Annotated in this window: 24 protein-coding genes and 2 tRNA genes; 10 read left to right on the plus strand and 16 right to left on the minus strand. The window is 68.0% G+C overall.

The window, feature by feature from the left end; all coding sequences use genetic code 11:
* Nucleotides 1–49: 49 nt before the first annotated feature.
* Complete coding sequence (locus A3AG_RS0119035; RefSeq protein ID WP_018006961.1) at nucleotides 50–1,663, minus strand: DUF342 domain-containing protein; 1,614 nt, start codon at nucleotides 1,661–1,663, stop codon at nucleotides 50–52.
* A 187-nt stretch (nucleotides 1,664–1,850) separates the two neighbouring features.
* Between A3AG_RS0119035 and A3AG_RS0119040 the strand changes: the two genes are divergently transcribed.
* The gene (locus A3AG_RS0119040; protein WP_018006962.1) at nucleotides 1,851–2,693 is read left to right on the plus strand and encodes a class I SAM-dependent methyltransferase; all 843 of its coding nucleotides are present in this window, start codon (nucleotides 1,851–1,853) and stop codon (nucleotides 2,691–2,693) included.
* Here the strand turns inward: A3AG_RS0119040 and A3AG_RS0119045 are convergent, their stop codons facing one another.
* Entirely contained in the window at nucleotides 2,694–3,305 is a 612-nt protein-coding gene (locus A3AG_RS0119045; protein WP_035849272.1) for a DUF1415 domain-containing protein, read from the minus strand.
* A 90-nt stretch (nucleotides 3,306–3,395) separates the two neighbouring features.
* On the opposite strand from A3AG_RS0119045, the gene A3AG_RS0119050 reads away from it, so the two are divergent.
* Nucleotides 3,396–4,679: a TIGR03862 family flavoprotein gene (locus A3AG_RS0119050; RefSeq protein WP_018006964.1), complete on the plus strand. Its 1,284-nt coding sequence runs from the start codon at nucleotides 3,396–3,398 to the stop codon at nucleotides 4,677–4,679.
* Here the strand turns inward: A3AG_RS0119050 and A3AG_RS0119055 are convergent.
* Nucleotides 4,676–6,301, minus strand: a complete 1,626-nt coding sequence (locus A3AG_RS0119055) for an NAD(P)/FAD-dependent oxidoreductase (protein ID WP_018006965.1) — start codon at nucleotides 6,299–6,301, stop codon at nucleotides 4,676–4,678. The genes A3AG_RS0119050 and A3AG_RS0119055 overlap by 4 nt on opposite strands.
* A gap of 67 nt (nucleotides 6,302–6,368) precedes the next feature.
* Nucleotides 6,369–6,740 carry a hypothetical protein gene (locus tag A3AG_RS0119060; RefSeq protein ID WP_018006966.1) on the minus strand — a complete coding sequence of 124 codons (372 nt, stop codon included), beginning with the start codon at nucleotides 6,738–6,740 and terminating at the stop codon, nucleotides 6,369–6,371.
* 176 nt (nucleotides 6,741–6,916) lie between these two features.
* Between A3AG_RS0119060 and A3AG_RS0119065 the strand changes: the two genes are divergently transcribed.
* Both A3AG_RS0119065 and A3AG_RS0119070 read left to right on the plus strand, forming a co-directional pair.
* Complete coding sequence (locus A3AG_RS0119065; RefSeq protein WP_018006967.1) at nucleotides 6,917–8,353, plus strand: aminotransferase-like domain-containing protein; 1,437 nt, start codon at nucleotides 6,917–6,919, stop codon at nucleotides 8,351–8,353.
* Nucleotides 8,354–8,547: 194 nt separating this feature from the next.
* Nucleotides 8,548–10,059 carry a sensor domain-containing diguanylate cyclase gene (locus tag A3AG_RS0119070; RefSeq protein WP_240619891.1) on the plus strand — a complete coding sequence of 504 codons (1,512 nt, stop codon included), beginning with the start codon at nucleotides 8,548–8,550 and terminating at the stop codon, nucleotides 10,057–10,059.
* A 25-nt stretch (nucleotides 10,060–10,084) separates the two neighbouring features.
* On the opposite strand, the gene A3AG_RS0119075 is transcribed toward A3AG_RS0119070, so the two are convergent.
* The 4 genes from A3AG_RS0119075 to A3AG_RS0119090 all read right to left on the minus strand — a co-directional run bounded on the left by A3AG_RS0119075 (nucleotide 10,085) and on the right by A3AG_RS0119090 (nucleotide 12,475).
* Nucleotides 10,085–10,360, minus strand: a complete 276-nt coding sequence (locus A3AG_RS0119075; protein ID WP_018006969.1) for a putative hemolysin — start codon at nucleotides 10,358–10,360, stop codon at nucleotides 10,085–10,087.
* Between the two features lie 68 nt (nucleotides 10,361–10,428).
* Nucleotides 10,429–11,331 (minus strand): lipid A hydroxylase LpxO, encoded by a 903-nt coding sequence (gene lpxO, locus A3AG_RS0119080; protein WP_018006970.1) that lies wholly within the window; start codon nucleotides 11,329–11,331, stop codon nucleotides 10,429–10,431.
* Between the two features lie 162 nt (nucleotides 11,332–11,493).
* A complete protein-coding gene (locus tag A3AG_RS0119085; RefSeq protein ID WP_018006971.1) occupies nucleotides 11,494–11,805 on the minus strand; it encodes a hypothetical protein in 312 nt (103 codons plus the stop codon).
* Nucleotides 11,806–12,031: 226 nt separating this feature from the next.
* On the minus strand, nucleotides 12,032–12,475 hold the full coding sequence (locus tag A3AG_RS0119090; RefSeq protein ID WP_018006972.1) for a carboxymuconolactone decarboxylase family protein: 444 nt from the start codon (nucleotides 12,473–12,475) through the stop codon (nucleotides 12,032–12,034).
* A 162-nt stretch (nucleotides 12,476–12,637) separates the two neighbouring features.
* Between A3AG_RS0119090 and pdxR the strand changes: the two genes are divergently transcribed.
* Nucleotides 12,638–14,086, plus strand: coding sequence for a MocR-like pyridoxine biosynthesis transcription factor PdxR (gene pdxR / locus A3AG_RS0119095; RefSeq protein WP_018006973.1), 1,449 nt, complete (start codon nucleotides 12,638–12,640; stop codon nucleotides 14,084–14,086).
* Nucleotides 14,087–14,240: 154 nt separating this feature from the next.
* Entirely contained in the window at nucleotides 14,241–14,549 is a 309-nt protein-coding gene (locus tag A3AG_RS0119100; RefSeq protein WP_018006974.1) for a hypothetical protein, read from the plus strand.
* 58 nt (nucleotides 14,550–14,607) lie between these two features.
* On the opposite strand, the gene A3AG_RS0119105 is transcribed toward A3AG_RS0119100, so the two are convergent.
* Nucleotides 14,608–15,291 (minus strand): Fe2+-dependent dioxygenase, encoded by a 684-nt coding sequence (locus A3AG_RS0119105; RefSeq protein ID WP_026164308.1) that lies wholly within the window; start codon nucleotides 15,289–15,291, stop codon nucleotides 14,608–14,610.
* Nucleotides 15,292–15,440: 149 nt separating this feature from the next.
* Between A3AG_RS0119105 and A3AG_RS0119110 the strand changes: the two genes are divergently transcribed.
* On the plus strand, nucleotides 15,441–15,722 hold the full coding sequence (locus A3AG_RS0119110) for a hypothetical protein (RefSeq protein WP_018006976.1): 282 nt from the start codon (nucleotides 15,441–15,443) through the stop codon (nucleotides 15,720–15,722).
* 138 nt (nucleotides 15,723–15,860) lie between these two features.
* Here the strand turns inward: A3AG_RS0119110 and A3AG_RS0119115 are convergent.
* The 3 genes from A3AG_RS0119115 to A3AG_RS0119130 all read right to left on the minus strand — a co-directional run bounded on the left by A3AG_RS0119115 (nucleotide 15,861) and on the right by A3AG_RS0119130 (nucleotide 16,605).
* A tRNA-Met gene (locus A3AG_RS0119115) sits at nucleotides 15,861–15,936 on the minus strand.
* Between the two features lie 140 nt (nucleotides 15,937–16,076).
* A complete protein-coding gene (locus A3AG_RS0119125) occupies nucleotides 16,077–16,337 on the minus strand; it encodes a hypothetical protein (RefSeq protein ID WP_018006978.1) in 261 nt (86 codons plus the stop codon).
* A gap of 191 nt (nucleotides 16,338–16,528) precedes the next feature.
* Nucleotides 16,529–16,605, minus strand: a tRNA-Arg gene (locus A3AG_RS0119130).
* A gap of 159 nt (nucleotides 16,606–16,764) precedes the next feature.
* Between A3AG_RS0119130 and greB the strand changes: the two genes are divergently transcribed.
* Nucleotides 16,765–17,328, plus strand: a complete 564-nt coding sequence (gene greB, locus A3AG_RS0119135) for a transcription elongation factor GreB (protein ID WP_018006979.1) — start codon at nucleotides 16,765–16,767, stop codon at nucleotides 17,326–17,328.
* Nucleotides 17,329–17,343: 15 nt separating this feature from the next.
* Here the strand turns inward: greB and A3AG_RS0119140 are convergent, their stop codons facing one another.
* The 4 genes from A3AG_RS0119140 to A3AG_RS0119155 form a co-directional block, all read right to left on the minus strand.
* The gene (locus A3AG_RS0119140; protein ID WP_026164309.1) at nucleotides 17,344–19,758 is read right to left on the minus strand and encodes a RelA/SpoT family protein; all 2,415 of its coding nucleotides are present in this window, start codon (nucleotides 19,756–19,758) and stop codon (nucleotides 17,344–17,346) included.
* A gap of 205 nt (nucleotides 19,759–19,963) precedes the next feature.
* The gene (gene rpoZ, locus A3AG_RS0119145; RefSeq protein ID WP_006578656.1) at nucleotides 19,964–20,167 is read right to left on the minus strand and encodes a DNA-directed RNA polymerase subunit omega; all 204 of its coding nucleotides are present in this window, start codon (nucleotides 20,165–20,167) and stop codon (nucleotides 19,964–19,966) included.
* A 105-nt stretch (nucleotides 20,168–20,272) separates the two neighbouring features.
* Nucleotides 20,273–20,959, minus strand: coding sequence for a guanylate kinase (gmk, locus tag A3AG_RS0119150; RefSeq protein ID WP_018006981.1), 687 nt, complete (start codon nucleotides 20,957–20,959; stop codon nucleotides 20,273–20,275).
* Nucleotides 20,960–20,981: 22 nt separating this feature from the next.
* Entirely contained in the window at nucleotides 20,982–21,917 is a 936-nt protein-coding gene (locus A3AG_RS0119155; protein ID WP_018006982.1) for a YicC/YloC family endoribonuclease, read from the minus strand.
* Nucleotides 21,918–22,145: 228 nt separating this feature from the next.
* On the opposite strand from A3AG_RS0119155, the gene A3AG_RS0119160 reads away from it, so the two are divergent.
* Together A3AG_RS0119160 and A3AG_RS0119165 are read left to right on the plus strand one after the other, a co-directional pair.
* Complete coding sequence (locus A3AG_RS0119160; protein ID WP_018006983.1) at nucleotides 22,146–23,198, plus strand: serine/threonine protein kinase; 1,053 nt, start codon at nucleotides 22,146–22,148, stop codon at nucleotides 23,196–23,198.
* A gap of 71 nt (nucleotides 23,199–23,269) precedes the next feature.
* Nucleotides 23,270–24,184 (plus strand): PP2C family protein-serine/threonine phosphatase, encoded by a 915-nt coding sequence (locus A3AG_RS0119165; RefSeq protein ID WP_018006984.1) that lies wholly within the window; start codon nucleotides 23,270–23,272, stop codon nucleotides 24,182–24,184.
* The last annotated feature ends 100 nt before the right edge of the window (nucleotides 24,185–24,284 follow it).

Below are 24,284 nucleotides of genomic sequence, written 5' to 3' on the forward strand. Positions count from 1 at the left end.
GATAGTACAAATCTCCGCGGATCAAAGCGGGATCAAGAGGGCGCGCGTCTCAGCCGACCGTGATGCGGTCGTCGAGCAGCCGGATCTGGCCGCCGGGCTTGTCTTCCATCACTTTGAGCACGCGGCTGCCCACCTGCAGCGTGACCCCGCCATGGATGCGCCGCGGGGCGTCGATGACGGCATCGGCGGCGGGCTGCATCTGCTGTCCCAGTTCGGTCAGGCGCGCCTCCAGCTCGAACAGGTCGCGCGACAGCTTGAACAGCGTCGCGCGCGCCTTTTCGCGCAGGTCGCCGACGGCGCGCTCCGGGTGCTTGGCAAAGAAGTCCACCAGTTGCCTGACCTTGTTCTGCTCTTCCAGCATGCGCCGGCGCTCGGCCTCGAGCGCGCCGCGCTGCGCGTCGGCATAGGGATTGAGGCCCACCTGGATGCTGGTGGCGGTGCCGGCCGGCGCGCCCAGCACCGCGGCCCGCACCGCCAGCAAGGCGCGGCTGCGGCCGCCGCTGATGCTGCCCTGCACGCCGGTGCCCCCCACCACGATGCGCTGGCCCGCGGCGACGTCGCTCTGGCGGATGCCGCTGTCGACGGTGACCTCGGTGCCGGCCTCGACCACCGCATTCTCGATGAAGCGCGCCTTCACCGCGCCCTTGCAGCGCACGCTGGCGCGGCTGATGCCGCCTTCGGCATGGGCGCTTTCGGACTTGCCGATAATGCCGCCCTTGACGATGACGTTGCCGCCGGCCTCGACACTGGCGGCTTCGATGGTGCCTTCGACCACCACGTCGCCGCTGACATTGACCGACATGCCGGTGCGGATGTCGCCCGACACGCGCAGCGTGCCGTCGAATGCCACGTTGCCCGAGTGCAGGTCCACCGATTCCACCTGCACCACGGGACTGACCGAGATGCCGTAGACGCCGACCACCGGCGAGCCGGCTATCACCGCGCGCAGCAGTCCGGGGTCGTCCGCATCCGCTGCCGCGCCGGTCAGGCCCTCGGAGAACGGCGGGTCGTCGACCGCATCGGCGGCAATCGGCTTGCCGAACACGTCGACGCCGGCATGGCCCGGCACCGCCGCGATGCGCCGCATCAGCGGTGTGCCGGGACTGACCAGCAGCAGGTTGCCCAGCTCGCGCAGGTCGACCTTGCCGGCATCGTCGTCGCCGTGCGCCGGCTTGCGCGGCTCCAGCAGGTTGATGAAGCGCGCCGGTTCGCCCTGCCGCGGCGCAATCCCCGCGGCGATGGTGCGCAATTCGCAGCCGCCTTCGGCCAGTGCGGCGTCCAGTGCGAGCGCCCGGATCGGCGCCACCACGCCGCGCTCCGCCACGGCGCGGCGGATCTCGTCCGCGCTGACCGGCCGCCCGCCCTCCGGCGGCATCAGCGTCAGCCGCACGGCCAGGCCGTCGGCGCTGATGTCGAGCTCGAACGCACCGTCGATCAGCGCGCCGATGGTGGCATCGATCTCATGCTCGGCCCGCTGGCATTGCGCCAGGAACTGCGCCACCGCGCGCGCGTCCAGCCGCGCGCCGGACCAGCCCAGCCCCTCCAGGCACTGCTGCAGGCTGGCCGGATCCGGCGGCAGCCGGCCCGGCTGCGGCGTGTAGCGTGCATGCACCTGGTCGCCCGGTTCGGCAAGCTCCAGGCGCAGTCCCGATTCATGCGTCATGCGTCCCCTGAATCGTCTGGCGGCGACGGCGGGTGCCGGCGCTCTGCTTGTTATCGATACATCACCAACGGCAGGCGCGCCGGGAACTTTAGCGCACCGGTGCGCCGCGGCGGGCATCGCGCGACTTTTCGGTAAACTGTCGCCATTCCGGGGTGCGCCGCGCCCCGCCGCCTGTGCAGTCCCCTCCATGTCAAATACCCACGAAATCCGCCCCGGCCAGTCCATCGAGCTGCTCAAGGAACTCCATATCCTGACGCGCGACGGCAAGATGAACCAGGACAGCCGGCGCAAGCTCAAGCAGGTCTACCACCTGTTCCAGTTCATCGAACCGCTGCTGCAGGAGGTCAAGGCCGCGCGCGGCCGCGTCACGCTGGTGGACCACGGCGCCGGCAAGTCCTATCTCGGTTTCATCCTGTACGACCTGTTCTTCAAGGCCCTGCAGGACGACTCGCACATCTACGGCATCGAGACCCGTGAAGAACTGGTCAAGACCTCGCAGGCGCTCGCGGCGCGGCTGGGCTTTGCCGGGATGTCGTTCCTGAACCTGTCGGTAGCGGACTCGATCACCTCGCCGCAGCTGCCGCCTACCGTTGACGTGGTCACCGCGCTGCATGCTTGCAATACCGCCACCGACGACGCCATCCGCTTCGCTCTGGCCAAGCACGCGCAGCACATCGTGCTGGTGCCCTGCTGCCAGGCCGAGGTGGCCAGCGTGCTGCGCAAGCACAAGGGCAAGCTGCTGGCGGGCAATCCGCTGACGGAGATCTGGCGCCACCCGCTGCATACGCGCGAGTTCGGCAGCCAGGTGACCAACGTGCTGCGCTGCCTGCAGCTGGAAGCGCACGGCTACCAGGTCAGCGTGACCGAACTGGTGGGCTGGGAACACTCGATGAAGAACGAGCTGATCATCGCCCAGTACAAGGACCTGCCGCGCCGCCGCCCGGCGGAGCGGCTGGAAGAGGTGCTGGAGCGGCTGGGACTGGAAGAGCTGCGCGAACGCTTCTTCACCGCGCCGGTGGCGGTGGCGTAACTACGCCTTGCCGGGCTCGAATCCGGGCCCGAACCCCGTTTCATCCTCGCCCGCCATCCAGCGCCGCCAGCCCTCGTGGCCAAGGCGGCGCATGACCGCCTGGTTGCGCTCGTAGATGTCCGCCGCATCGGGAAAGGCCGCCGCCGCGCGCGCGATCGAGTCTTCGCGCAGCAAATGCAGGATCGGATACGGCGCGCGGTTGGTGTAGTTCTCGATATCGTCCGGCTCGGTCCCGGCAAACTGGTAGTGCGGATGGAAGCTGGCGATCTGCAGCGTGCCTTCCAGCCCCAGGCTGGCAAGCAGGCGTTCGGCGAAGTACAGCAGGTCGTTGAAGTCGAGGAAATCGGCCATCGCGTGCGGCAGGATCAGCAGCGTGGTGTCGATCTGAGCCGGATCGGCATCGGCCAGCAGGCGCAGTTCGCGCTCCAGGTCATCGATCACGTCGGCTGCCTCGGTGGCGGGACTGACCACATAGCGCACCTGCTCCTTCACGTACACGCTCTTGGCGAACGGGCACAGGTTGAGCCCGATCACCGCGCGCTCGAGCCAATGGCGGGTGGCGGCAATGACGGCATCGTCGGGCTGGCTGGCGGGGTGCGTGGTGGAAGACATGATGGCAAGGCGCGGCAAAGCCTCATTCTAGCGCTGCCGCAGGCTCTATAATCCGCGGCGGAAACACCCCCGCCATGCCGAGCCCCGCCGATGCCCTCTACCGCCACGCCCACCCCTGACCATGCCACTGCCGACGTTGCCGTCATCGGCGGCGGCCCGGCCGGCCTGATGGCGGCCGAAGTGCTCGCGGCACAGGGCGCCAGCGTGGCGGTCTATGACGCGATGCCGTCGGTCGGGCGCAAGTTCCTGATGGCGGGCAAGGGCGGCATGAACCTGACCCATGCCGAGCCCGAGCCGGCCTTCCTGGGACGCTACGGCACGCGCGCCGCGCAGCTGGCGCCGATGCTGGCGGGCTTCGGCGCGCAGGCGCTGCGCGACTGGGTCCATGGGCTGGGCATCGAGACCTTTGTCGGCAGCTCCGGCCGCGTCTTCCCGATCGACATGAAGGCCGCGCCGATGCTGCGCGCGTGGCTGCATCGCCTGCGCGAGTCGGGCGTGCAGTTCCATATGCGCCATCGCTGGCTGGGGTGGGACGGTGGCGACAGTGGCGACCGTGGCAGGCATGCGCTGCGCTTTGCCACCCCGCACGGCGACACGGTCGTGCACGCGCGCGCCGTGGTGCTGGCGCTGGGCGGCGCCAGCTGGGCAAGGCTTGGTTCCGATGGCGCATGGGTGCCGCGGCTGGCCGCGCGCGGTGTCGAGATCGCGCCGCTGCGCGCGGCCAATTGCGGTTTCGATGTGGCATGGAGCGAGGCCTTCGCGGAGCGTTTTGCGGGTGCGCCGGTCAAGCCGGTGGCGATCGCGCTGAATGACCGTGACGGACACGCGCACTATCGCCAGGGTGAATTCGTGATCAGCCGCGACGGCATCGAAGGCAGCCTGGTCTATGCACTGTCGGCACCGATCCGCGACCGCATCGAGGCCGATGGCGAGGCCACCATCCACCTCGACCTGCTGCCGTCGCACAGCGCCGAACAGGTCAGTGCGCAGGTGGAGCACCCGCGCGGCTCGCGTTCCTTGTCGAGCCACCTGCAGAGCCGGCTCGGCATCACCGGGGTCAAGGCCGGCCTGCTGCGCGAATGCCTGTCGCGCGACGCCATGCTCGACCCTGGCACGCTGGCCCTGTCGCTGAAGGCGCTGCCGTTACGCGTGCTGCGCCCGCGCCCGATCGACGAGGTCATCAGCAGCGCCGGCGGCGTGCGCTTCGAAGCCATGGATGCCAGCCTGATGCTGCGCGCCCTGCCCGGCGTGTTCTGCGCGGGCGAGATGCTGGACTGGGAAGCGCCGACCGGCGGCTACCTGCTGACGGCCTGCTTCGCCAGCGGCCGCACCGCGGCGCTGGGGGCCGCGGCTTATCTGAAGCAACAGGATTAGGCAGGCCTGCCACCAACGATGCTCAGCGCCACCGCCTCGGCCACTTCGATGCCATCGATCGCCGCGGAATAGATGCCGCCCGCATAGCCAGCGCCTTCGCCGGCCGGGTACAGGCCCTTGACGTTGATGCTCTGGTAGTCGTCGTGGTTGCGGCGGATGCGCAGCGGCGACGAGGTGCGCGTCTCGACCCCGGTCAGCACCGCGTCGTGCAGCGCGAAGCCCGGCAGCTTCTTGTCGATCTCGGGAATGCCTTCGCGGATCGCCTCGATCACGTAGTCGGGCAACGACGTGCTCAGGTCGGTCGGGGTCACGCCCGGCTTGTAGGAGGGCTCGACCGAGCCCAGCGAGGTCGACGCGCGGCCGGCGATAAAGTCGCCCACCAGCTGCCCCGGCGCATTGTAGTTGCGCCCGCCCAGCTCGAACGCGCGCTCTTCCCACTTGCGCTGGAACTCGATGCCGGCCAGCGGGCCGCCCGGATAGTCTTCCGGCGTGATGCCGACCACGATACCGGCATTGGCATTGCGCTCGGCGCGCTTGTACTGGCTCATGCCGTTGGTCACCACGCGGCCCGGCTCCGATGCCGCGGCCACCACGGTGCCGCCCGGGCACATGCAGAAGCTGTACACCGAGCGGCCATTGTTGCAGTGGTGCACTACCTTGTAGTCGGCCGCGCCCAGCAGCTTGTTGCCGGCGAACTTGCCGAAGCGGCTGCGGTTGATCAGCCCCTGCGGATGCTCGATGCGGAAGCCCAGCGAGAACGGCTTGGCCTCCATGAACACGCCGCGCTCGTGCAGCATCTGGAAGGTGTCGCGCGCGCTGTGGCCCACCGCCATGATGACGTGGTCGGCCTCGAGATACTCGCCGTTGGACAGCTTCAGCCCGCGCACCCGGCCGCCGTCGATATCGATATCATCGACGCGGGTCTCGAAGCGGATCTCGCCGCCCAGCTCGATGATCTCGGCGCGCATCTTCTCGACCATGCTGACGAGGCGGAAGGTGCCGATATGCGGACGCGCCTTGAACAGGATGTCTTCCGGCGCGCCGGCGCGCACGAACTCGTTGAGCACCTTGCGGCCATAGTGCTTGGGATCCTTGATCTGGCTGTACAGCTTGCCGTCCGAGAACGTGCCGGCTCCGCCTTCGCCGAACTGCACGTTGGACTCGGGATTGAGCACGCTCTTGCGCCACAGGCCGAAGGTGTCCTTGGTGCGCTCGCGCACTTCCTTGCCGCGCTCCAGGATGATGGGGCGGAAGCCCGACTGCGCCAGGATCAGGCCGGCCAGCAGGCCGCACGGGCCCATGCCGATCACCACCGGGCGCGGATGCGTGCCGCCTTCCGGCGCGCGCGCGACGAAGTGGTACGCCATGTCGGGCGTCACGCTCCAGTTCGGCTTGCCGGCCATGCGGCGGATGGCCGCGGCCTCGTCGCGCACCTCGATATCGATGATGTAGGTCAGCTTGATATCCGAGCGCTTGCGCGCATCGTGGGCACGGCGGAATACGGTATAGCCGATCAGGCCGTCTCCCTTGACGCCGATCTGCGCGGCACCGGCGCGCACGGCGGCGTCGAGGTCGCTTTCGGTATGGTCGAGCGGGAGTTTGACTTCACTTAGACGTAGCATGGGGAACCCGGGAACTGCGGCCGGGGGGTTGGGCACACCAATGTGCCAGGCCGGCCGGAGCGCAATTTTATCGTCTTTGGCGCGCCGGGTCGGGAATCCGCAGCGGCGCAGGCCGGGCGGCCGGACGCGGACGGTGCCAGGGCAATACAAGGCGCGCCCGCAACCGTGCCAACCACCCCGGCGGCACCGTGACCGACAGCGCCCCGCCCCGGATCGCCGATACCGTCAGCCAGCCGCGCGCGGGCACGATCCAGGTATCGCCGGCGCGCACGCGGCGCCGCGGCATGTGGCAGTGGCCCGCGAGCCATTGCATCGGCCCGGCCAGCACCAGCTCGCCAGCGGCGGCGTGCAGCACGGTGCCGGCCGCCACGTGCAGGCGCAAGGCCTGGCCGGCCGGCACTGGCATCATGGTCGGGGTGTCGTCGAGATCGCTTGGCATGGCAGGGCTCCGGGTAACAGGCACAGGACTCCAGCCTATCGATCGGCTCGCGCGCGCGGCAGGCACACGGCCGCGTCGCGGTGACCGCAACAGCAACCGGGATTTTCGCCTGTTACGATACAGAGCCCCCGCCTCTGTATCTGTACCGATGCGGCCAGCCACGCCACGATGCCGCCATGGACACCACCCCGCTCTATCGCCAGCTTGCCGGTCATTACCGCCGCGCCATCGACTCCGGCACGCTCGCCGCCGGCGACCGCATGCCGTCGGTGCGCGCGCTGATGGCGCTGCATGGCGTGAGCCTGTCGACCGCGCTGCAGGCCTGCCGGCAACTGGAAAGCGACGGCCTGCTCGAAGCGCGGCCGCGCTCGGGCTACTTCGTTGCCGCACCGCGGCGCGCAGCGCTGGCCGCGCTGTCCGAGCCCGCCGCCGCGCTGCCCGACCCGGCCCAGTACGTCGGCATCCACCAGCGCATTTCCGGCCTGCTCGCGCGCGGCCAGCACGAGCACGTGCACACCAACCTCGGCGGCGCCTACTGCGCGCCCTCGCTGTACCCGACCGAGGCCCTGCGCGGCGCCGCGGCGCGCGCGCTGCGCCGGCATCCGCAGCTGTTCGGCGAGGGCGTCGAGCCCGACGGCTACCAGCCGCTGCGCGCCGCGATCGCACGGCAGGCGCTGCACAACCGCGTGCAGCTGGCGCCGGAGCAGATCGTCATCACCAACGGCTGCACCGAGGCGCTGAACCTGGCGCTGCGCGCGGTGGCGGGCCCGGGCGATGTGATCGCGGTGGAGTCTCCCACCTACTACGGCCTGCTGCAGATCCTGGAAAGCCTGGGCATGCGCGCGCTGGAGATCCCGTGCAGCCCGCAGACCGGCATCTCGCTCGAGGCGCTGGAGCTGGCGGCGCAGCACTACGACAACATCCGCGCGGTCGCGGTGGTGCCGAACCTGCAGAACCCGCTCGGCTGCATCATGCCCGACGCGCACAAGGCGCGGCTGGTGCAATGGTGCGAGACGCGCGGCATCGCGCTGATCGAGGACGACTGCTTCTCCGCCACCGCCGACAGCGACGCGCCGCCGGCGGCGGCCAAGGCCTGGGACGGCAGCGGCAACGTGATCCACTGCGCTTCGCTGCACAAGGTGCTGGCGCCCGGCATGCGGCTGGGCTGGATCGCCGCGGGCAAATGGCAGGCGCGCGTCGAGATGCTGAAGTTCGGGCTGTCGCGGCCCAACGAGATGCTGTCGCAGATGGCGGCAGCCGACTTCCTCGCGTCGGGCGCGCATGACCGCCACCTGCGCCGGCTGCGCACGCGGCTGCGCGCGCAGCGCGAATGGTTCGCGCAGGCCATCGCCGCCGGCTTTCCCGCCGGCACGCGGCTGGGCGCGCCGCGCGGCGGCATGCACTTGTGGGTGGAGCTGCCCGCGCAGGTCTCGTCCGAGGCGGTGTTCGGCCAGGCGCTGCAGGCCGGCATCCGCGTGATGCCGGGCGTGATGTTCTCCAACGCCGGGCGCTTCGACCACTGCCTGCGCATCAACTGCGGCGCGCCGCGCTCGGCGCAGATCGAGCGCGCGCTCGGCACGCTCGCCGCGATCGTGCAGCGGCTGGCGGGCTGAACGCTGCCGACGCTGGCGCCGCGGTTTGCGCCGGTGTGGCGCCGATTTGCAACAACCCTCCCCTTTTGCCGGCGCCTCGCCTATCCTACTGCGCTGGTGTGCACGCGCCCGTCCGGCTGGTCCCCGGAGGCCTGATGCCCGATCGCATCGGTTGCCCGCGGGCGCCGCGCACCTTCACAACAAGAACAAGGAGAATGGCCTTGACCAGTACATCTGTGGCGCCATCCGCTGGTCAGGGTATCGGCGACCCTGCCCGCACCCTTCCCGACGATTACCAGGCCCTGTTCCAGCTGGCGCCGGTGTCGCTGTGGCTGGAAGACTTCAGCGCGGTGCGCGAGTGCTTCGCGCAATGGCGGCAGCAGGGCATCACCGACGTGCGCGCGCACCTGCGCGCCGACCCGCGGCGGGTGGCGCAGTGTTCCGCGCTGATCGGCGTGATCGCGGTGAACCGGCGCACGCTGGAGCTGTTCCGCGCGGCCGACCTCGACGACCTGGTGGCCAACCTCGACACCGTCTTCCGCGATGACATGTTCGAACAGCATGTCGAAGAACTCGGCCAGCTGTGGGACGGCGCCAACGGCTTTGCCAGCCAGACCGTCAACTACGCGCTGGACGGCACGCGGCTCGACATCCAGCTCGAGGCCACGGTGATGCCGGGCCACGAACAGACCTGGGAGCGCGTACTGCTGTCGATCAAGGACATCACCCCGCGCCTGCGCACCGAGCGCGAACTGCGCCGCAGCGAGCAGTATGCGCTGGGCCTGTTCGAGCATTCGCCGGTGTCGCTGTGGGTCGAAGACTTCAGCGCGGTCAAGGTGCTGATCGACGAGGTGCGCGCCGCCGGCATCACCGACTTCCGCACCTTCCTCAACGTCCACCCTGACTTTGTCTCGCGCTGCATGCAGGAAATCCGCGTGCTCGACGTCAACCGGCAGACCCTGCTGATGTTTGGCGCCGACAGCAAGGCCATGCTGCTGTCGCGGCTCGGCGACGTGTTCCGCGACGACATGCGCATCCATTTTGCCGAGCAGCTGATCGACCTGTGGCATGGCCGGCTGTGGCAGCAGCGCGAGGTCATCAACTACGCGCTCGACGGCAGCGCCGTCGACGTGTTCATGCAGTGGTCGGTGTTCCCCGGGCGGGAGGCGGACTGGGACCAGGTGCTGGTCTCGCTGACCGATATCACGGCGCGCAAGAAGGCCGAGGCCTATGTCGAATTCCTCGGCAAGCATGACGTGCTGACCAAGCTCTACAACCGCGCCTACTATGAGGACGAACTGGCGCGGCTGGGCCGCAAGGGCCCGTGGCCGGTCAGCGTGGTGGCGGTCGACCTGAACGGGCTCAAGCTGGTCAACGACCAGTTCGGCCACGCCGACGGCGACAGCCTGCTGCGCCGCACCGGCGAGGTGCTGAAGAAGGCCGTAGGCGAGCAGGCCTGCGTGGCGCGCACCGGCGGCGACGAGTTCATGGTGCTGCTGCCCGGCCGCGACGAGCGCGGCGCCGCCACCGTGGTCGAGCAGATCGACAAGGTGGTGGAGCTGAACAACCAGTTCTACCCCGGCACGCGGCTCAGCTTCTCCATCGGCCACGCCACCTGCCAGGCAGGCGAACGCCTCGGCGACATCGTCAAGCTGGCCGACAGCCGCATGTACCAGGCCAAGCGCGGCCACTACGCCGCGCTTGCCAACGAACGGCGCCGCGACTGAAGGCCGGGCGCTACAGGACCACGCTTCAGCCAGGCGTGCACTCGCCGCGCATCAGCGCCCATTCCTCGCACTGCCTGCCCGACGGGAAGGTGCAGAGGCCGGTCTGCCCCGCCGGCGTCGTCACGATCTGCAGCTTGCCGCCGCGCTGCGCGCAGTTGACCGAGGCAGGGTTGGCCATGCCGATGGCGGGCCCGGTGCCGGTGGTGCTGGTGGTGCTGGCGGAGCGCCCGGCAGGCGTGCTGGTGCAGGCGGCCGCGGCAAGGCCGACAGCCAGCCCGAGGGTTACGGGAAGAAAGCGCATCGGCATCTCCGACAGGAAGCAAACAGGGCCGCAAAACGAAAGAGCCGGCTGGCGCCGGCTCTTGCTGCTTACAGATAAACGATCAAACCCACGCCCAGCACAATCAGGCCGAACTTGGTCACATAGTAGAGCTGGCGGTTCCACGCCTTTAAGCGGCGGCGATACTGGCCGCCCAGCCAGACAAAGCGGAACAGGCGGTTGATCATGCCGGTCTGGTCGTGCTCGTCGTTGGGCGAGCTGGCCGCGGTCATGACCTTGCGGCCCATCCAGTGGTTGAACTTCGCGGCCCAGCCATAGCGCATCGGACGCTCGATATCGCAGAACAGGATCAGCCGGTTGGCGTCGCTGCGGTTCTCGGCCCAGTGCAGGTAGGTTTCGTCGAACACCACGCCCTCGCCGTCGCGCCAGCTGTGGCGCTCGCCGTCGACCTCGATAAAGCAGCGGTCATCGTTGGGCGTGGCCAGGCCAAGGTGATAGCGCAGCGAGCCGGCAAACGGGTCGCGGTGCGGATTGAGCTTGCCGCCCGGCGGAAGCTCGGCGAACATCGCCGCCTTGACCGTGGGCAGCTCGCGCAGCAGCGCCACGGTCTTGGGGCACAGCTGCTCGGCCGACGGATGCTGGGCCTCGTACCACTTCAGGTAGAAGCGCTTCCAGCCGTATTTGAAGAAGGAATTGAAGCCGGCGTCGTCGTTCTTGTCGGCGGCCTTGATCTTGCGCATCGCCGCCAGGGCCAGGCCTTCATCGCGGATCTCCGGCCAGGCGGCGCGCAGCTTTTCCAGGTCAGGGAAATTGTCGACCGGGATGTACGGGGTGCGCGGCACGCCCGAGAACGCGTACATGAAGCAGTTGATCGGCGCCACCAGGGCCGAATGGTCCAGCAGCTGGCGCCACAGGCGCAGGCGCACCTTGCCGCGGAAGTGCACATACAGGATGGCACCGAGGTAGCCCGCGACGATTATCCACTTGATCACCGAAATCCTCCTGGTCAGCCGCGGCCACCGCATGGCACGCCGCGGCCCGCTGGGTGAAAACCGGTATTTTAGCGAAACGGCGGGGGCACCGCAGCTTGCGCCGGCTGCGGCACACTGCAGGGCGACGGCGGCGCCGGGGCAGTCGACGCCCCGCGGGCGGGCTCAGGCGTCGCCGCGGGACTGGCGCGCGATGCGGTCGATCAGCGCGCGGGCATCGTCCGGCAGGCCCTGCAGCGTCAACAGGCGTGCGTTGAGCACCAGGTTCTCAAGCACCAGCTTGGCGGTCGAGGCCCACATCGTGGCCAGCAGCGCCTCCACTGGCAGCCCGGAAGCTTCCAGCTCGCTGGAGCGTTCGGCGATCAGGCGGCAGGCCAGCCGGCGCAGCGCGGCGTCGTCGAACGGCAGGTCGGCGTAGTCGATCGGGTCTTCCTTCTCGACTTCCGTCATCAGTTGCAGCAGGGTGTCTTCGGTCATGGGCAGACTCCTGGCGAGGGGACGTCACACTACACGCGGAAAGCCATTGGCATAGCCTATCATCACGTCGGCCATGCGGTCGCTGCTGCCCGGGAACCACGCCTCCCAAGCCGCCGCCGCGGGCCGTAGCCAGATGTGCAGTCGCTGCAACCGAACCTAATGCAGCGCGCGCCGGCTTGTCAATCGACAAGCCGGCGCGCGCGTCAGGCAGGCGGGAGAGCGCGTTTCAGAGCGCCGGCGGCTGGCGGCGGAAGCCGACGCCAAAGCGATTCCACGCGTTGATGGCCGAGATCAGCAGCGTCAGGTCAGCCATCTCCTTCTCCGAAAACTGCTCGCGCAGGGCCTGGTAGTCGGCATCCGGCGCCTGGCTTTGCGGCAGCAGCGTCAGCGCCTCGGTCCACGCCAGCGCGGCGCGCTCGCGCGGGGTGAACCAGCTTACTTCCCGCCACGCCGGCAGCAGGCTCAGGCGGCGGTCGCTTTCGCCATGCTTGCGCGCGTCGGTCACGTGCATGTCCAGGCAGAAGGCGCAGCCGTTGATCTGCGAGGCGCGGATCTTGACCAGTTCCTTCAGCGTGGTCTCCAGCGAGCAGCGCGCCAGGTAGACCTCGACACCGACGAGTGCCTTGTAGGCGTCCGGGGCCACGTCTTGCCAGTTCATCCGTTCTTCCATGATCGATCTCCTTAAGCAGGTTGAGCAGGTTGGATTCAGGTTCGATTGCTGCGGGCGCTGAGGCGGCGCCCGACGGAATGAAAGATAGAACCTCGCATTGGTCCCGTACACTGCCAATTTCCGGCAGAATCAGTAGACCAATCGAAATCGACGCCACCCGCCATGGAACTGCACCTGGCCCTCGACCACGCCGGCGACCTGACCGCGCAGATCGTCCGCCACATCCGCGACGCGATCCAGGGCGGCCGGCTCGAAGCCGGTGCGCGCATGCCGCCCTCGCGCCTGCTCGGCACGCAGCTGGGCGTGGCGCGCAAGACCGTGACCACCGCCTATGAGCGGCTGGTGGCGGAGGGCTGGCTGCATGCGCGCGTCGGCGACGGCACCTATGTCGCGCCGGGGCTGGCGCGGCCTGCGGTGCGCATCGCCGCGGCGCCGGTGCTGCCGCCGGCGGTGCAGCGCTGGCTGGCCGTGCCGACGCCGTTCCTGGCCCCGGCGGGCGGCGCCCGCTATGCCTTCCAGCCGGGCCAGGCCGATACCACCCGCTTTCCGCACGAAGCCTGGGCGCGCTGCGTGCGCGCGGCGCTCGCGGCCGAGCGCACGCGCGCGCCCGGCCCGGCCGATGCCGCCGGCGAGATGCCGCTGCGCCAGGCGATCGCGCGCCATATCGCCTTTACCCGCGGCGTGCAGAGCGCACCGACCGACATCCTGGTCACCAGCGGTGCGCAGCAGGGCATCGACCTGCTGGCGCGGCTGCTGCTCGGGCCGGGCGCGGTGGTGGCGATGGAGGATCCCGGCTATCCGATGGCACGCGCCCTGTTCCAGGGCCTGGGCGCGCGGGTCGTGCCGGTGCCGGTCGACGACGAAGGACTGGTGGTGGCGGCGCTGCCCAACGACGCCAGCCTGGTCTATGTCACGCCCTCGCACCAGTCGCCGCTGGGCGTGCCGATGAGCCTGGCGCGGCGCCAGGCGCTGCTCGACTGGGCCGCGCGCCGCCATGCGGTGATCCTGGAAGACGACTACGACAGCGAGTTCCGCTACGGCGGCCAGGCGCTGGACGCGCTGCAGACGCTGGACCGGCACGGCCGCGTGGTCTACCTGGGCACCTTCTCCAAGACCCTGGCGGCCAACCTGCGTGGCGGCTATGTGGTGGTGCCGCCCTGGCTGATGCCGGCGGCGCGCAAGGTCAAGCACCTGATGGACTGGTACACGCCGACGCTGCTGCAGCAGGCGCTGGCGCGCTTTTTGTCCGAGGGTCACCTGCTGCGCCATATCCGGCGTTCGCATGCGCGCCATGCCCAGCGCCGCGCGCGCTTGCTGGCGCGACTGCAGGGCGACCTGTCGCCGTGGCTGGAGCCGCTGCCCGCGGTGGCCGGCTTCCACCTGGCGGCACGGCTGCGGGTGCCGGTGGCCACCGAGGCGCTGGTATCGATGGCGCGGCTGGCGGACCTGGAGCTGGCCACGCTGGACCCCTGCTATGCCAGTCCGCCCCCCAGCTGCGCCGGGCTGCTGCTGGGCTTCGGCGCGATCGACCTGCTCGATATCGACCCTGCCCTGGACCGGCTCGCGATGGTACTCTCTGCCTTGGCTCCCGCCCCGCCGCACACCGCGTGATGCGGCCGGCACCGGGAGACGCCAGCCACGCACGGCAGGCAGGTGACACACCTGCGACATGGCGCCTCAGTCATCCTTGCCGGGCGAATTTGCTGTGAACAAATCGGATGTACGAAAGTCTGATTCGCACTTCCAAACAACCCGAGTCGCGTTCATGACCAAGCGTTTGTTGTCCGCCATGCGTCAGTACGCATGGTTTGCAGGGGTGAAGCACCATGTCGTGCAGGGCGTCGAAGCCCTGGCGGAGCTGCTCAAGTCCCCGTCCGCCGCGGCGCGCGCCGTCGCGGCCATCGTTGCCGAAACCGAGCAGGGCGTACAGGTCTGGGTCTCGTACTTCGGCAAGCCGCTGGATCCGCACACCAACTATGTGCTGTGGCCGAACCGGGCGCTGCGTCCGGCGCGACGGCGCATCCAGCCCTCTCCCATCGAGCTGCTGCAGAACCAGCGACGGCGCGACGACTAGTCGCCCGGCGCATCCTGCCCGATGCAACGCCGCGCCCCCATGTGGGCGCCGGCAGCGCTCACGCGTCCGCCCAGCGCCGCAGCAGGTTGTGATAGACGCCGGTCAGGCCGATCACCGATTCATGCGCCTGCCCGAGCTCCTGCGCCACCTGGCGGATACGCCCGTCGAGCTCGAACAGCATGGCGCGCTGGCCGTCGTCGCGGACCATGCTCTGGATCCAGAAGAACGACGCCACCCGCGCCCCGCGCGTGACCGGTGTCACGTGGTGGATGCTGGTGGCCGGGTACAGCACCATGTGCCCGGCCGGCAGTTTCACGCGCTGCTGCCCGTAAGTGTCCTCGACCACCAGTTCGCCGCCGTCGTAGTCTTCCGGCTCGGTCAGAAACAGTGTCGCCGACAGGTCGCTGCGGATGCGGAAGCCGGTGCCGCGCAGGTAGCGGATCGCGTTGTCGACATGGTTGGCGAAGGTATGCCCGCCCTCGTAGCGATTGAACAGCGGCGGATAGACCTTCAGCGGCAGCGCCGCCGAGAAGAACAGCGCATGGTTGCCCAATGCATCCTGGATCAGGTCGCCGACCTGCCGCGCCGCCGGCGAGCCCTCGGGTAGCTGCAGGTTGCGCTTGGCCAGCGCCGACTGGTGGCCCGAGGTCTCATTGCCGTCGGCCCAGGGCGCCGCGTCGATGATCTCGCGCACCTGCGCCACCTGGGCCTTGGTCAATACGTCGGGGATCTGCAGCATCATGATGGCTTCTACGTCGGGATAAATCGGCAGGCGCCCATTGTATGGGAAGCCCGCGCAGCCCCAGAACAAGAATCATTATTGTTTGATCCCGGGCAGGCGGCGCCTTCACTACAATGGTTGGGGTATGCCGTCATCGACAAGGAGCAGACATGTCCGAACCGCTACACGACGAAGCGCTGGTCAATCTCTACCTGGAACGCATCTCGGCCCTTTCGGTCAGCGCCTTCGATGGCGCCGACGTCAGCGGCGAACTCGATGCGGTGATGCGCGAAGCCGTGACCAAGTGCCAGGCCGCGGGCGGGCCGCAGGCACAGGGAACGCTGACGGTGCTCGCCGCGCGCTTGCGCGATCGCGCCGAGGCAGCCGAACGCGAAGACCAGCCGCTGGTGCGCGATACCTTCAGGCTTGCAGCGGAACGCGTGCCAGCCTGACGTTGTGCGCTGCGATTCCATGCGTGCACTGGCCGCATCGGCATCGAGATCAAAACACCAAGGGAAGCTGGCCGGTCGGCCTGTGGAACAACGCTTGAGAGATCGCGGCGGTTGCCGCGGCTGGCGGATGCCAGGTGGTGGTTGCGGGGGCAGGACTTGAACCTGCGACCTTCGGGTTATGAGCCCGACGAGCTGCCAACTGCTCCACCCCGCGTCTGAAGGAGATGGATTATGGGTGATCCGACGGCGCATGGCAAGCACTATTTGCGTCGGCACAGCAAATCGTTCACCGCCGCGGACAAGTCGATGCATCACAACGTGATATAAACCGCTGCGCGCGACGGCTTGCCGCAATTATTCAGCAGGTCCCAGCAGGCGATCGACCAGCGCATAGCCCGCGCCGAACGCGGCAACCTCGGCTGCATGGCGCGTGGCGAACTGCTGCGGCCCGCTGGCGAGCAGCTCGGTATCGCCCGCATCGGCCGGATCGGCACCTTCCTGCGAAACGCGCACCTCGTAACCCCAACGGCCGATGCTGCCCTGCCCCTGCGGCGATACCAGGACGTAGACGTCCATGCCGCGATATGCCTCGACGCGCCAGTCTGCGTTGTCCATGCATCCGACTCCCGGTTAGTGATGATGTTTCGAGACTAGGAGGCGACACGCGCGACCGCAAGACATAACGCGAGCACGCGGGAAGACGGCATGCGTGCCGGAGCGGCGATGCGAACCACAAGGAAGGCAGCAACCAAAGCAGCAAAGAAAAAGGGCTTCCGTTTCCGGAAGCCCTCTTCTTTCTGCATAGGTGGCGCGGCTGGCAGGATTCGAACCCACGACCCCTTGGTTCGTAGCCAAGTACTCTATCCAACTGAGCTACAGCCGCACGCGAGAAAAAGATTATAACCCAGTTTTCGTTTTTGGGAAGCCCCTTTCCAACTTTTTTGCGATCTTTATGGGACGGGGGTCGAAGCGGCCCGGCCGCGAGGGTCAGCCTGCCAGCGAGCTTTTCCTATAATGGCAGACTGAAGAAGTGATCCGGACCATGAACAAGGCATTTGTCAAAGAGTCCTCGGGCGACGAGGACGACGATCTTCCCGAAGGCGCAGCGCCGCTGCCACCCGGCACCAAGAACTACATCACCGCGCAAGGCTATGCGCGCCTGCGCAATGAGCTGATGCAGCTGATCGATGTCGAGCGTCCCGACGTGGTGCAGATCGTGTCGTGGGCGGCGTCCAATGGCGACCGCTCCGAGAACGGCGACTATCTCTATGGCAAGAAGCGCCTGCGCGAGATCGACCGTCGCATCCGTTTCCTGACGCGCCGCCTGGACAAGGCCGAAGTGGTCGACCCGTCCCTGCAGGGCGACAACGACCAGATCTTCTTTGGCGCCACCGTTACCTACGCGCATGCGTCGGGCGAAGAAACCACCATCACCATCGTCGGCATGGACGAGGTCGACCTCGACCACAACCACGTCAGCTGGATCTCGCCGATCGCCAAGGCGCTGCTCAAGGCGCGTGAAGGCGACACCGTGGCGTTGCGCACGCCGGCCGGCGTCGAGCAGATCGATATCCTGGAAGTCCGCTACCCGGCGCGCAAGCAGTAGGCCGGCGCCGGCGCTTCAATTGTCGTTGCGGTCGCGGAAGATGCGGATGACGTCCGGGTTGCGGCGCAGCCCGCGCATCACGTTGGCCAGGTGCAGGCGGTTCTGCACCTGGATGATGAACTGCATATAGGTGGCTTCCTGCTGGCCGGCGTCCTGCTGCTCCATCGCCACGTGGGCGACGTTGGCGTCGGCCGCGGTCAGGTCCGCCGCCACGCGCGCGACGATGCCCTTGACGTTGCGCACCATCACCTTGATCGACACATCGAAGGCGCGCGTGGTCTTCTTCGCCCACATCACGTCGATCCAGTGCTCGGGATCCTTGCTGTGCAGGCGCTTGGCGATCTTGCAGTCCTGCACGTGGATCTGCAGCCCCTCACCCTTGCCCAGGTAGCCGACGATGGAATCGCCGGGGATCGGGCGGCAGCACGCCGAGAAGATCATCGACATGCCCTCGTCGCCGGTAATCGGGACCGCGGGCGCTTCCTCGCCGGCAAAGGTCTGCACCGCGGCCAGCAGCGCGCTGTCGACATCGCCGGACAGCTCCTGCAGCAGGATCTCCATGCGCTTGGCCACCACCGCCGGCACGCGCCGGCCCAGCGCCAGGTCGGCGAAGATGTCTTCGCGCTGCTTGTTGCCGGTCCACTGGATCATGCGGTCCCACACCGATTGCGGCACCGCCTTCAGCTCGATGCCGAGCTGGCGCGCGGACTGCTCCAGCAGGCGCTCGCCCAGCTGGATCGCCTCGTCCAGCTTGGTGGTCTTGAGGTAGTGGCGGATCGCCGCGCGCGCCTTGCCGGTGCGCACGAACGACAGCCAGGCCGGATTGGGCTTGGAGTAAGGGGCCGTCACCACCTCGACGATGTCGCCGCTCTTGAGCTCGGTGCGCAGCGGCAGCATCTCGTTGTTGATCTTGACCGCGACGCACTGGTTGCCCAGGTCGCTGTGCACCGCGTAGGCAAAGTCCAGCGCGGTGGCGCCGCGCGGCAGCGCGCGGATATGGCCCTTGGGCGTGAACACGTAGACCGCGTCCGGGAACAGGTCGATCTTGACGTGTTCGAGGAATTCCTGCGAATCGCCGGTCTGGCTCTGGATATCGAGCAGCGACTGCAGCCACTGGTGCGCCTGCTGCTGGATATCGTTGGCGTGGTCGGCCTGGTGCTTGTACATCCAGTGCGCGGCCACGCCGGCCTCGGCGATCTGGTGCATGTCGCGCGTGCGGATCTGGAACTCCACCGGCGTGCCGAACGGCCCCACCAGCGTGGTGTGCAGCGACTGGTAGCCGTTGATCTTGGGGATCGCGATGTAGTCCTTGAACTTGCCGGGCATCGGCTTGTACAGGCCGTGCAGCGCGCCCATCGCCATGTAGCAGTGCATCTGCGTTTCCACCACCACGCGGAAACCGTAGACATCCAGCACCTGAGAGAACGACAACTGCTTGTCGTGCATCTTGCGGTAGATGCTGTACAGCGTTTTCTCGCGGCCAGACAGTTCGGCGACGATGCCGGCATCGGCCAGCGCCTTCTGCGCGGCCTCGAGGATGCGCTTGACCACTTCGCGCCGGTTGCCGCGCGCGGCCTTGACGGCTTTTTCGAGCGTGGCGTAGCGGAACGGCGAGCCGACCTTGAACGACAGCTCCTGCAGCTCGCGGTAGATCGTGTTGAGACCGAGACGGTGCGCGATCGGCGCATAGATCTCCATGGTCTCGAGCGCGATGCGGCGGCGCTTCTCCGGCGGCACGAAGTCGAGCGTGCGCATGTTGTGCGTACGGTCGGCCAGCTTCACCAGGATCACGCGCACGTCGCGCGCCATCGCCAGCAGCATCTTGCGGAAGCTTTCCGCCTGCGCCTGCTCGCGGCTCTGGAATTCGAGCTTGTCCAGCTTGGTCAGGCCATCGACCAGTTCGGCGACCTTGGGGCCGAATTTCTCGGCCAGTTCGCTCTTGGTGATGCCCTGGTCTTCCATCACGTCGTGCAGCAGCGCCGCCATGATGGATTGCACGTCCAGCTTCCAGTCCGCGCACAGCTCGGCCACCGCCACCGGATGGGTGATGTAGGGCTCGCCGCTCTGGCGGTACTGGCCCAGGTGGGCCTCGTCGGAAAACTGGAAGGCCTCGCGTACGCGCGCCAGGTCCGGCACCTTCAGGTACGCCAGCTTCTCCATCAGCCGGGTGATGGAGATGACCTGCTGGCGCGGCGGCACCGCCGGCTGCGAGGTCGGGCCGAAGAAGTGCCGGTATGACTGCGCCAGCACTGCATCGATAAACAGGCTGTCGGCTGCCGGCGGCGCCACTTGCTGCACCGCGGCCAGTTCATCGGGCAGCGCCGCGCCGCGCGCCTTGCCCGGTGCCAGCGCGGGCGCGACGGCGCGCTCGCCGACGACATCGTCGCCGAGCGGATCGGGAAGATTGGGAGCGCCGGTGCGCGCGTTCACGGAAGACTGGCCCGGAATGGTGCGCTTACGCGCCGCGGGCGGGGCCGCATCGCCAGGCGCCGGCACGACCGCGGTCGGCGACGGCTGGGATGGAGGCTTGGAGGGCGGATGCGGCGATGGCATGGCGGCGGCCCGGGAAATCCGGCTGGGTAGCCTGGAACAGTGCTGGCACGATACAGGGATGAGCCATGGGCCGCCTGGTCGATCAGGTCGGGACCTTTTTCAGCATCTCGATGCCGACCTGGCCCGACGCGATCTCGCGCAGTGCCACCACGGTCGGCTTGTCCTTCGCTTCGACCTTGGGCGTGTGGCCCTGCACCAGCTGGCGCGCACGATACGTGGCCGCCAGCGCGAGCTCGAAACGATTCGGAATGTGTTTCAGACAATCTTCGACGGTAATACGCGCCATATCAAATCCACCTTGGGACAAAACCTTACGTTGGGTTGCTATTTTACAGCACGCGGCGGGAAACGCCGGCGGCGCCCCGCGCGGCTGTCATCGGCAGGCATCGTTTCAGTGGATGCCAAGCTCGATAAACAGCTCCGCATGGCGCGCCTTCTGCGAGGAAAAGCGCAGCCGCGTGGCGCTGATGACGTTGCGCAACTGCTCCAGCGCATCGTCGAACACCTCGTTGATGATGACGTAGTCCGACTCCGAGGCGTGGGCCATTTCGCTGCCCGCGGCCAGCAGGCGCCGCACGATCACGTTGGGCTCGTCCTGGCCGCGTTTTTTCAGGCGCTCTTCCAGCGCGGTCAGCGACGGCGGCAGGATGAAGATCTCCACCGCGTTGGAAAAGCGCTGGTGCACCTGCTGCGCGCCCTGCCAGTCGATCTCGAGCAGCACGTCGTTGCCTTGCGCCATCTGCTGCTCGATCCACACGCGCGAGGTCGCGTAGTAGTTGCCGTGCACCTCGGCCCACTCCAGGAACTCGCCGCGGTCGCGCGCGGCGCGGAAGGCGTCGACCGTGACGAAGTGGTACTCGCGGCCGTCCTGCTCGCCCGGGCGCGGCGCGCGCGTGGTGTGCGAGATCGACAGGCGGATGGCCGGGTCCTGCGCCAGCAGTGCGTTGACCAGCGTCGACTTGCCCGCGCCCGAGGGCGCCACCACCATGAAGAGGTTGCCGGGGTAGACGGTGTCGATGGCAGTGTGGGTGGTCGCGTTGGAGGTCGGACCGGCGGCCGACGGAGAAGTTTGGCTCATGATGATTCGGTGACTGACTGTCTTACTCTAGATTCTGGACCTGCTCGCGCATCTGCTCGATCAGCAGCTTGAGCTCCATCGAGGCATCGGCCAGCTCCTTGGCGGCGGCCTTGGAGCCCAGCGTGTTGGCCTCGCGGTTGAGCTCCTGCATCATGAAGTCCAGGCGCTTGCCCACCTGGCCGCCCTTCTTCAGGATATGACGGGTTTCGTTCAGGTGCGCCTGCAGCCGCGACAGCTCTTCGGCGATGTCGATGCGGATGCCGTAGACGGTGGCTTCCTGGCGGATGCGCTCGGCGATCTCGTCGCGGCTCATCGACGGCATGCCGTTGGGCGCGGCCAGGTTGAATGCTTCCTGCAGGCGCTCGGTCAGCTTTTCCTGGTGGTGCGCGATCAGCTGCGGGATGGTCGGGGTCAGGCGCTCGACGATCGCCAGCATGGCATCGATGCGCTCGGTCAGCGTGGCCTTGAGCGCATCGCCCTCGCGGCGGCGCGCTTCCAGCAACTGGCCGAGCGCCTCGCGCGCGGCGCCGAGCACGGCCTCGCGCAGCGCCTCCTGCGACAGCTCCGGCTCGACCAGCACGCCGGGCCAGCGCAGGATCTCGCCCATGCGCAGGGTGCCGGCGCTGCTGAAGGTGGCGGCCACAGTGGTTTCCAGCGCGCGGATCTGCGCCAGCAGCCCGTCGTTGAGCGCCAGCGTGGCGCCGCCGGCATCGGTGCGCTGCAGGTTGATGCGGCATTCCAGCTTGCCGCGCGACAACTCGGCCATCAGCATTTCGCGCAACGCCGGCTCGAACGCGCGGCACTCTTCGGGGGCGCGGAACAACAGGTCGAGGAAACGCGAATTGACAGTGCGGAATTCCACCGAGACGGACGCGGTGCGCCCGCTGGGCTCGCCCTGCGCGTTGGTCAATGGCGCCTGGCGCGTCGCCAGGCCGTAGCCTGTCATGCTGTGGATCATTGGTTGTTCTCGTGATTGGCGCCGCGCCACCGGATGCGGGCCGCGGCCTGCCGGCGGACGCCCGCCCGGCCAGCGCGCGGCGCAGCCTGTGGGGGCGCCCTCAAAACGTTGAAAGGCGGGCAATAACGCCCGTATTTGTGTTCTTTACAAGTGACCGATTAGCCCGGACAATCCGGAGGCAAATCCGTCCGGAGGCAAATCCGCGGGGGCAACTCCGGTCCTATTCCCATGACAGAGCCAAAGGGCACGCCACAACCGAAGAGTGCACCGCTGCCCGTCGGCACGCTGCTGTCCAACTATCGTATTGTAAAGAAGTTGGCCAGCGGGGGGTTCAGTTTCGTCTACCTGGCCACCGACGAAACCGGCGCGCCGGTCGCCATCAAGGAGTACCTGCCGTCGTCGCTGGCGCGGCGCAACCCGGGCGAACTGATCCCCGTGGTGCCCGACGAAAACGCCGCCGCGTTCCGGCTGGGCCTGAAGTACTTCTTCGAAGAGGGCCGCTCCCTGGCCCGCATTTCCCATCCCAGCGTGGTGCGCGTGGTGAACTTCTTCCGCGAGAACGCCACCGTCTACATGGTGATGAACTACGAGCTGGGCAAGACGCTGCAGGAGCACGTGCTGGCGGCCCGGCAGCAGGGGCGCGCCAAGGTGCTGCGCGAGCATTTCATCCGCAAGGTCTTCCACGACCTGATGAGCGGCCTGCGCGAGGTGCATATCCACAAGCTGCTGCACCTGGACATCAAGCCCGGCAACATCTACCTGCGCGAGGACGAGTCGCCGATCCTGCTGGATTTCGGCGCCGCGCGGCAGACCCTGACGATGGAGGCGGCGCGCTTCCAGCCGATGTACACGCCGGGCTTTGCCGCGCCGGAACTGTACGGCAAGCACACTGACCTGGGCCCGTGGACCGACATCTACAGCCTGGGCGCGACGCTCTATGCCTGCATGGCCGGGCTGCCGCCGCAGGAAGCCAACCAGCGCGAAAAGGACGACCGCATGGGCGAGGCGCTGATGCGGCTGCGCAGCAGCTACACCAACGGCCTGGTCGACCTGGTCGAGTGGTGCCTGCGGCTGGAGCCGTCGGGCCGCCCGCAGAGCGTGTTCCGGCTGCAGAAGGAACTGCGCGAGCAGACCAACGCGCTGGGCGAGCAGGCGCTGGCGCCGCCGACCCAGGCGCCGGTTGCCGCCCCTGCTCCGCCGGAAAAGGCGCCCGCGCCCTCGCGCTTGCGCACGCTGCTGCGCCGGCGTGACGAGCCGGCATCTGGCGCAAGCGTCGACTGAATCACACCCCCGGCCGCGGCGCCTTCGTGCCCCGACCGGGCCATCGAACCCGAGAAAGCCAATTAGCCAACATGCGATTCTCTGTCTACCAGGAAAGCAGGAAGGGCGGCCGCCGCGTCAACCAGGACCGCATGGGCTATTGCTTCACGCGCGATGCGCTGCTGATGGTGCTGGCCGATGGCCTGGGCGGCCACGCCCACGGCGAAGTCGCCGCGCAGCAGGCGCTGCAGACGCTGGCGCGCCAGTTCCAGCTGCAGGCGCGGCCCGCGGTGCGCAATCCGGCCGAATTCCTGCAGGACACCATCATGCTGGCGCACCGCGAGATCCACCGCTATGCCGAAGCCAACCAGATGGCCGACGTGCCCCGCACCACGGTGGTCTGCTGCCTGGTGCAGCACGGCAAGATCCACTGGGCCCACGCCGGCGATTCGCGCTATTACCTGCTGCGCAAGGGCCAGTTGCTGACGCGCACGCGCGACCACTCTAAGATCGAGAACCTGCTGCAACAGGAACGCGTGCTGCCGATGGAGGTGGCCAACCACCCCGAGCGCAACAAGCTCTACAACTGCCTGGGTTCGCCCAACCTGCCGCTGATCGACCTGGGCGGGCCGGTGCGGCTGGAACCCGGCGACGTCGCGCTGCTCTGCTCCGACGGCCTGTGGGGCCCGCTGGACGAGCCCGTGCTGGTGGACAAGCTGTCGCGGCTGTCGGTGGTACAGGCGGTGCCGGCGCTGATCGACCAGGCGCTGCAGCAGGCCGGCGAGGGTGCCGACAACACCACCGGCATCGCCATGATGTGGGAACTGGACAACAACACCGCCAGCCAGGATGCGGTGATGACCGACACCCTGCCACTCAATGCCTTCACCACCTCGATCCTGGAGCGCAACGGCACCGAAAGCGACCTGCTGTCCGAGGAAGAGATCGAGCGCTCGATCGCCGAGATCCGCGCCGCCATCGACAAGACCAGCAACCTGATGCGTTGATGGCCCCGCAGGGGCGGCATGGGGCCGGGCGCCAGCGCGTACGGGCCGGCAGCGGTAGAATCGCGGTCTCTTCCCCTCTACCCCTTGCGGACAATCCATC

The sequence above is a fragment of the Cupriavidus neocaledonicus genome, assembly GCF_000372525.1.
Taxonomy (GTDB): domain Bacteria; phylum Pseudomonadota; class Gammaproteobacteria; order Burkholderiales; family Burkholderiaceae; genus Cupriavidus; species Cupriavidus neocaledonicus.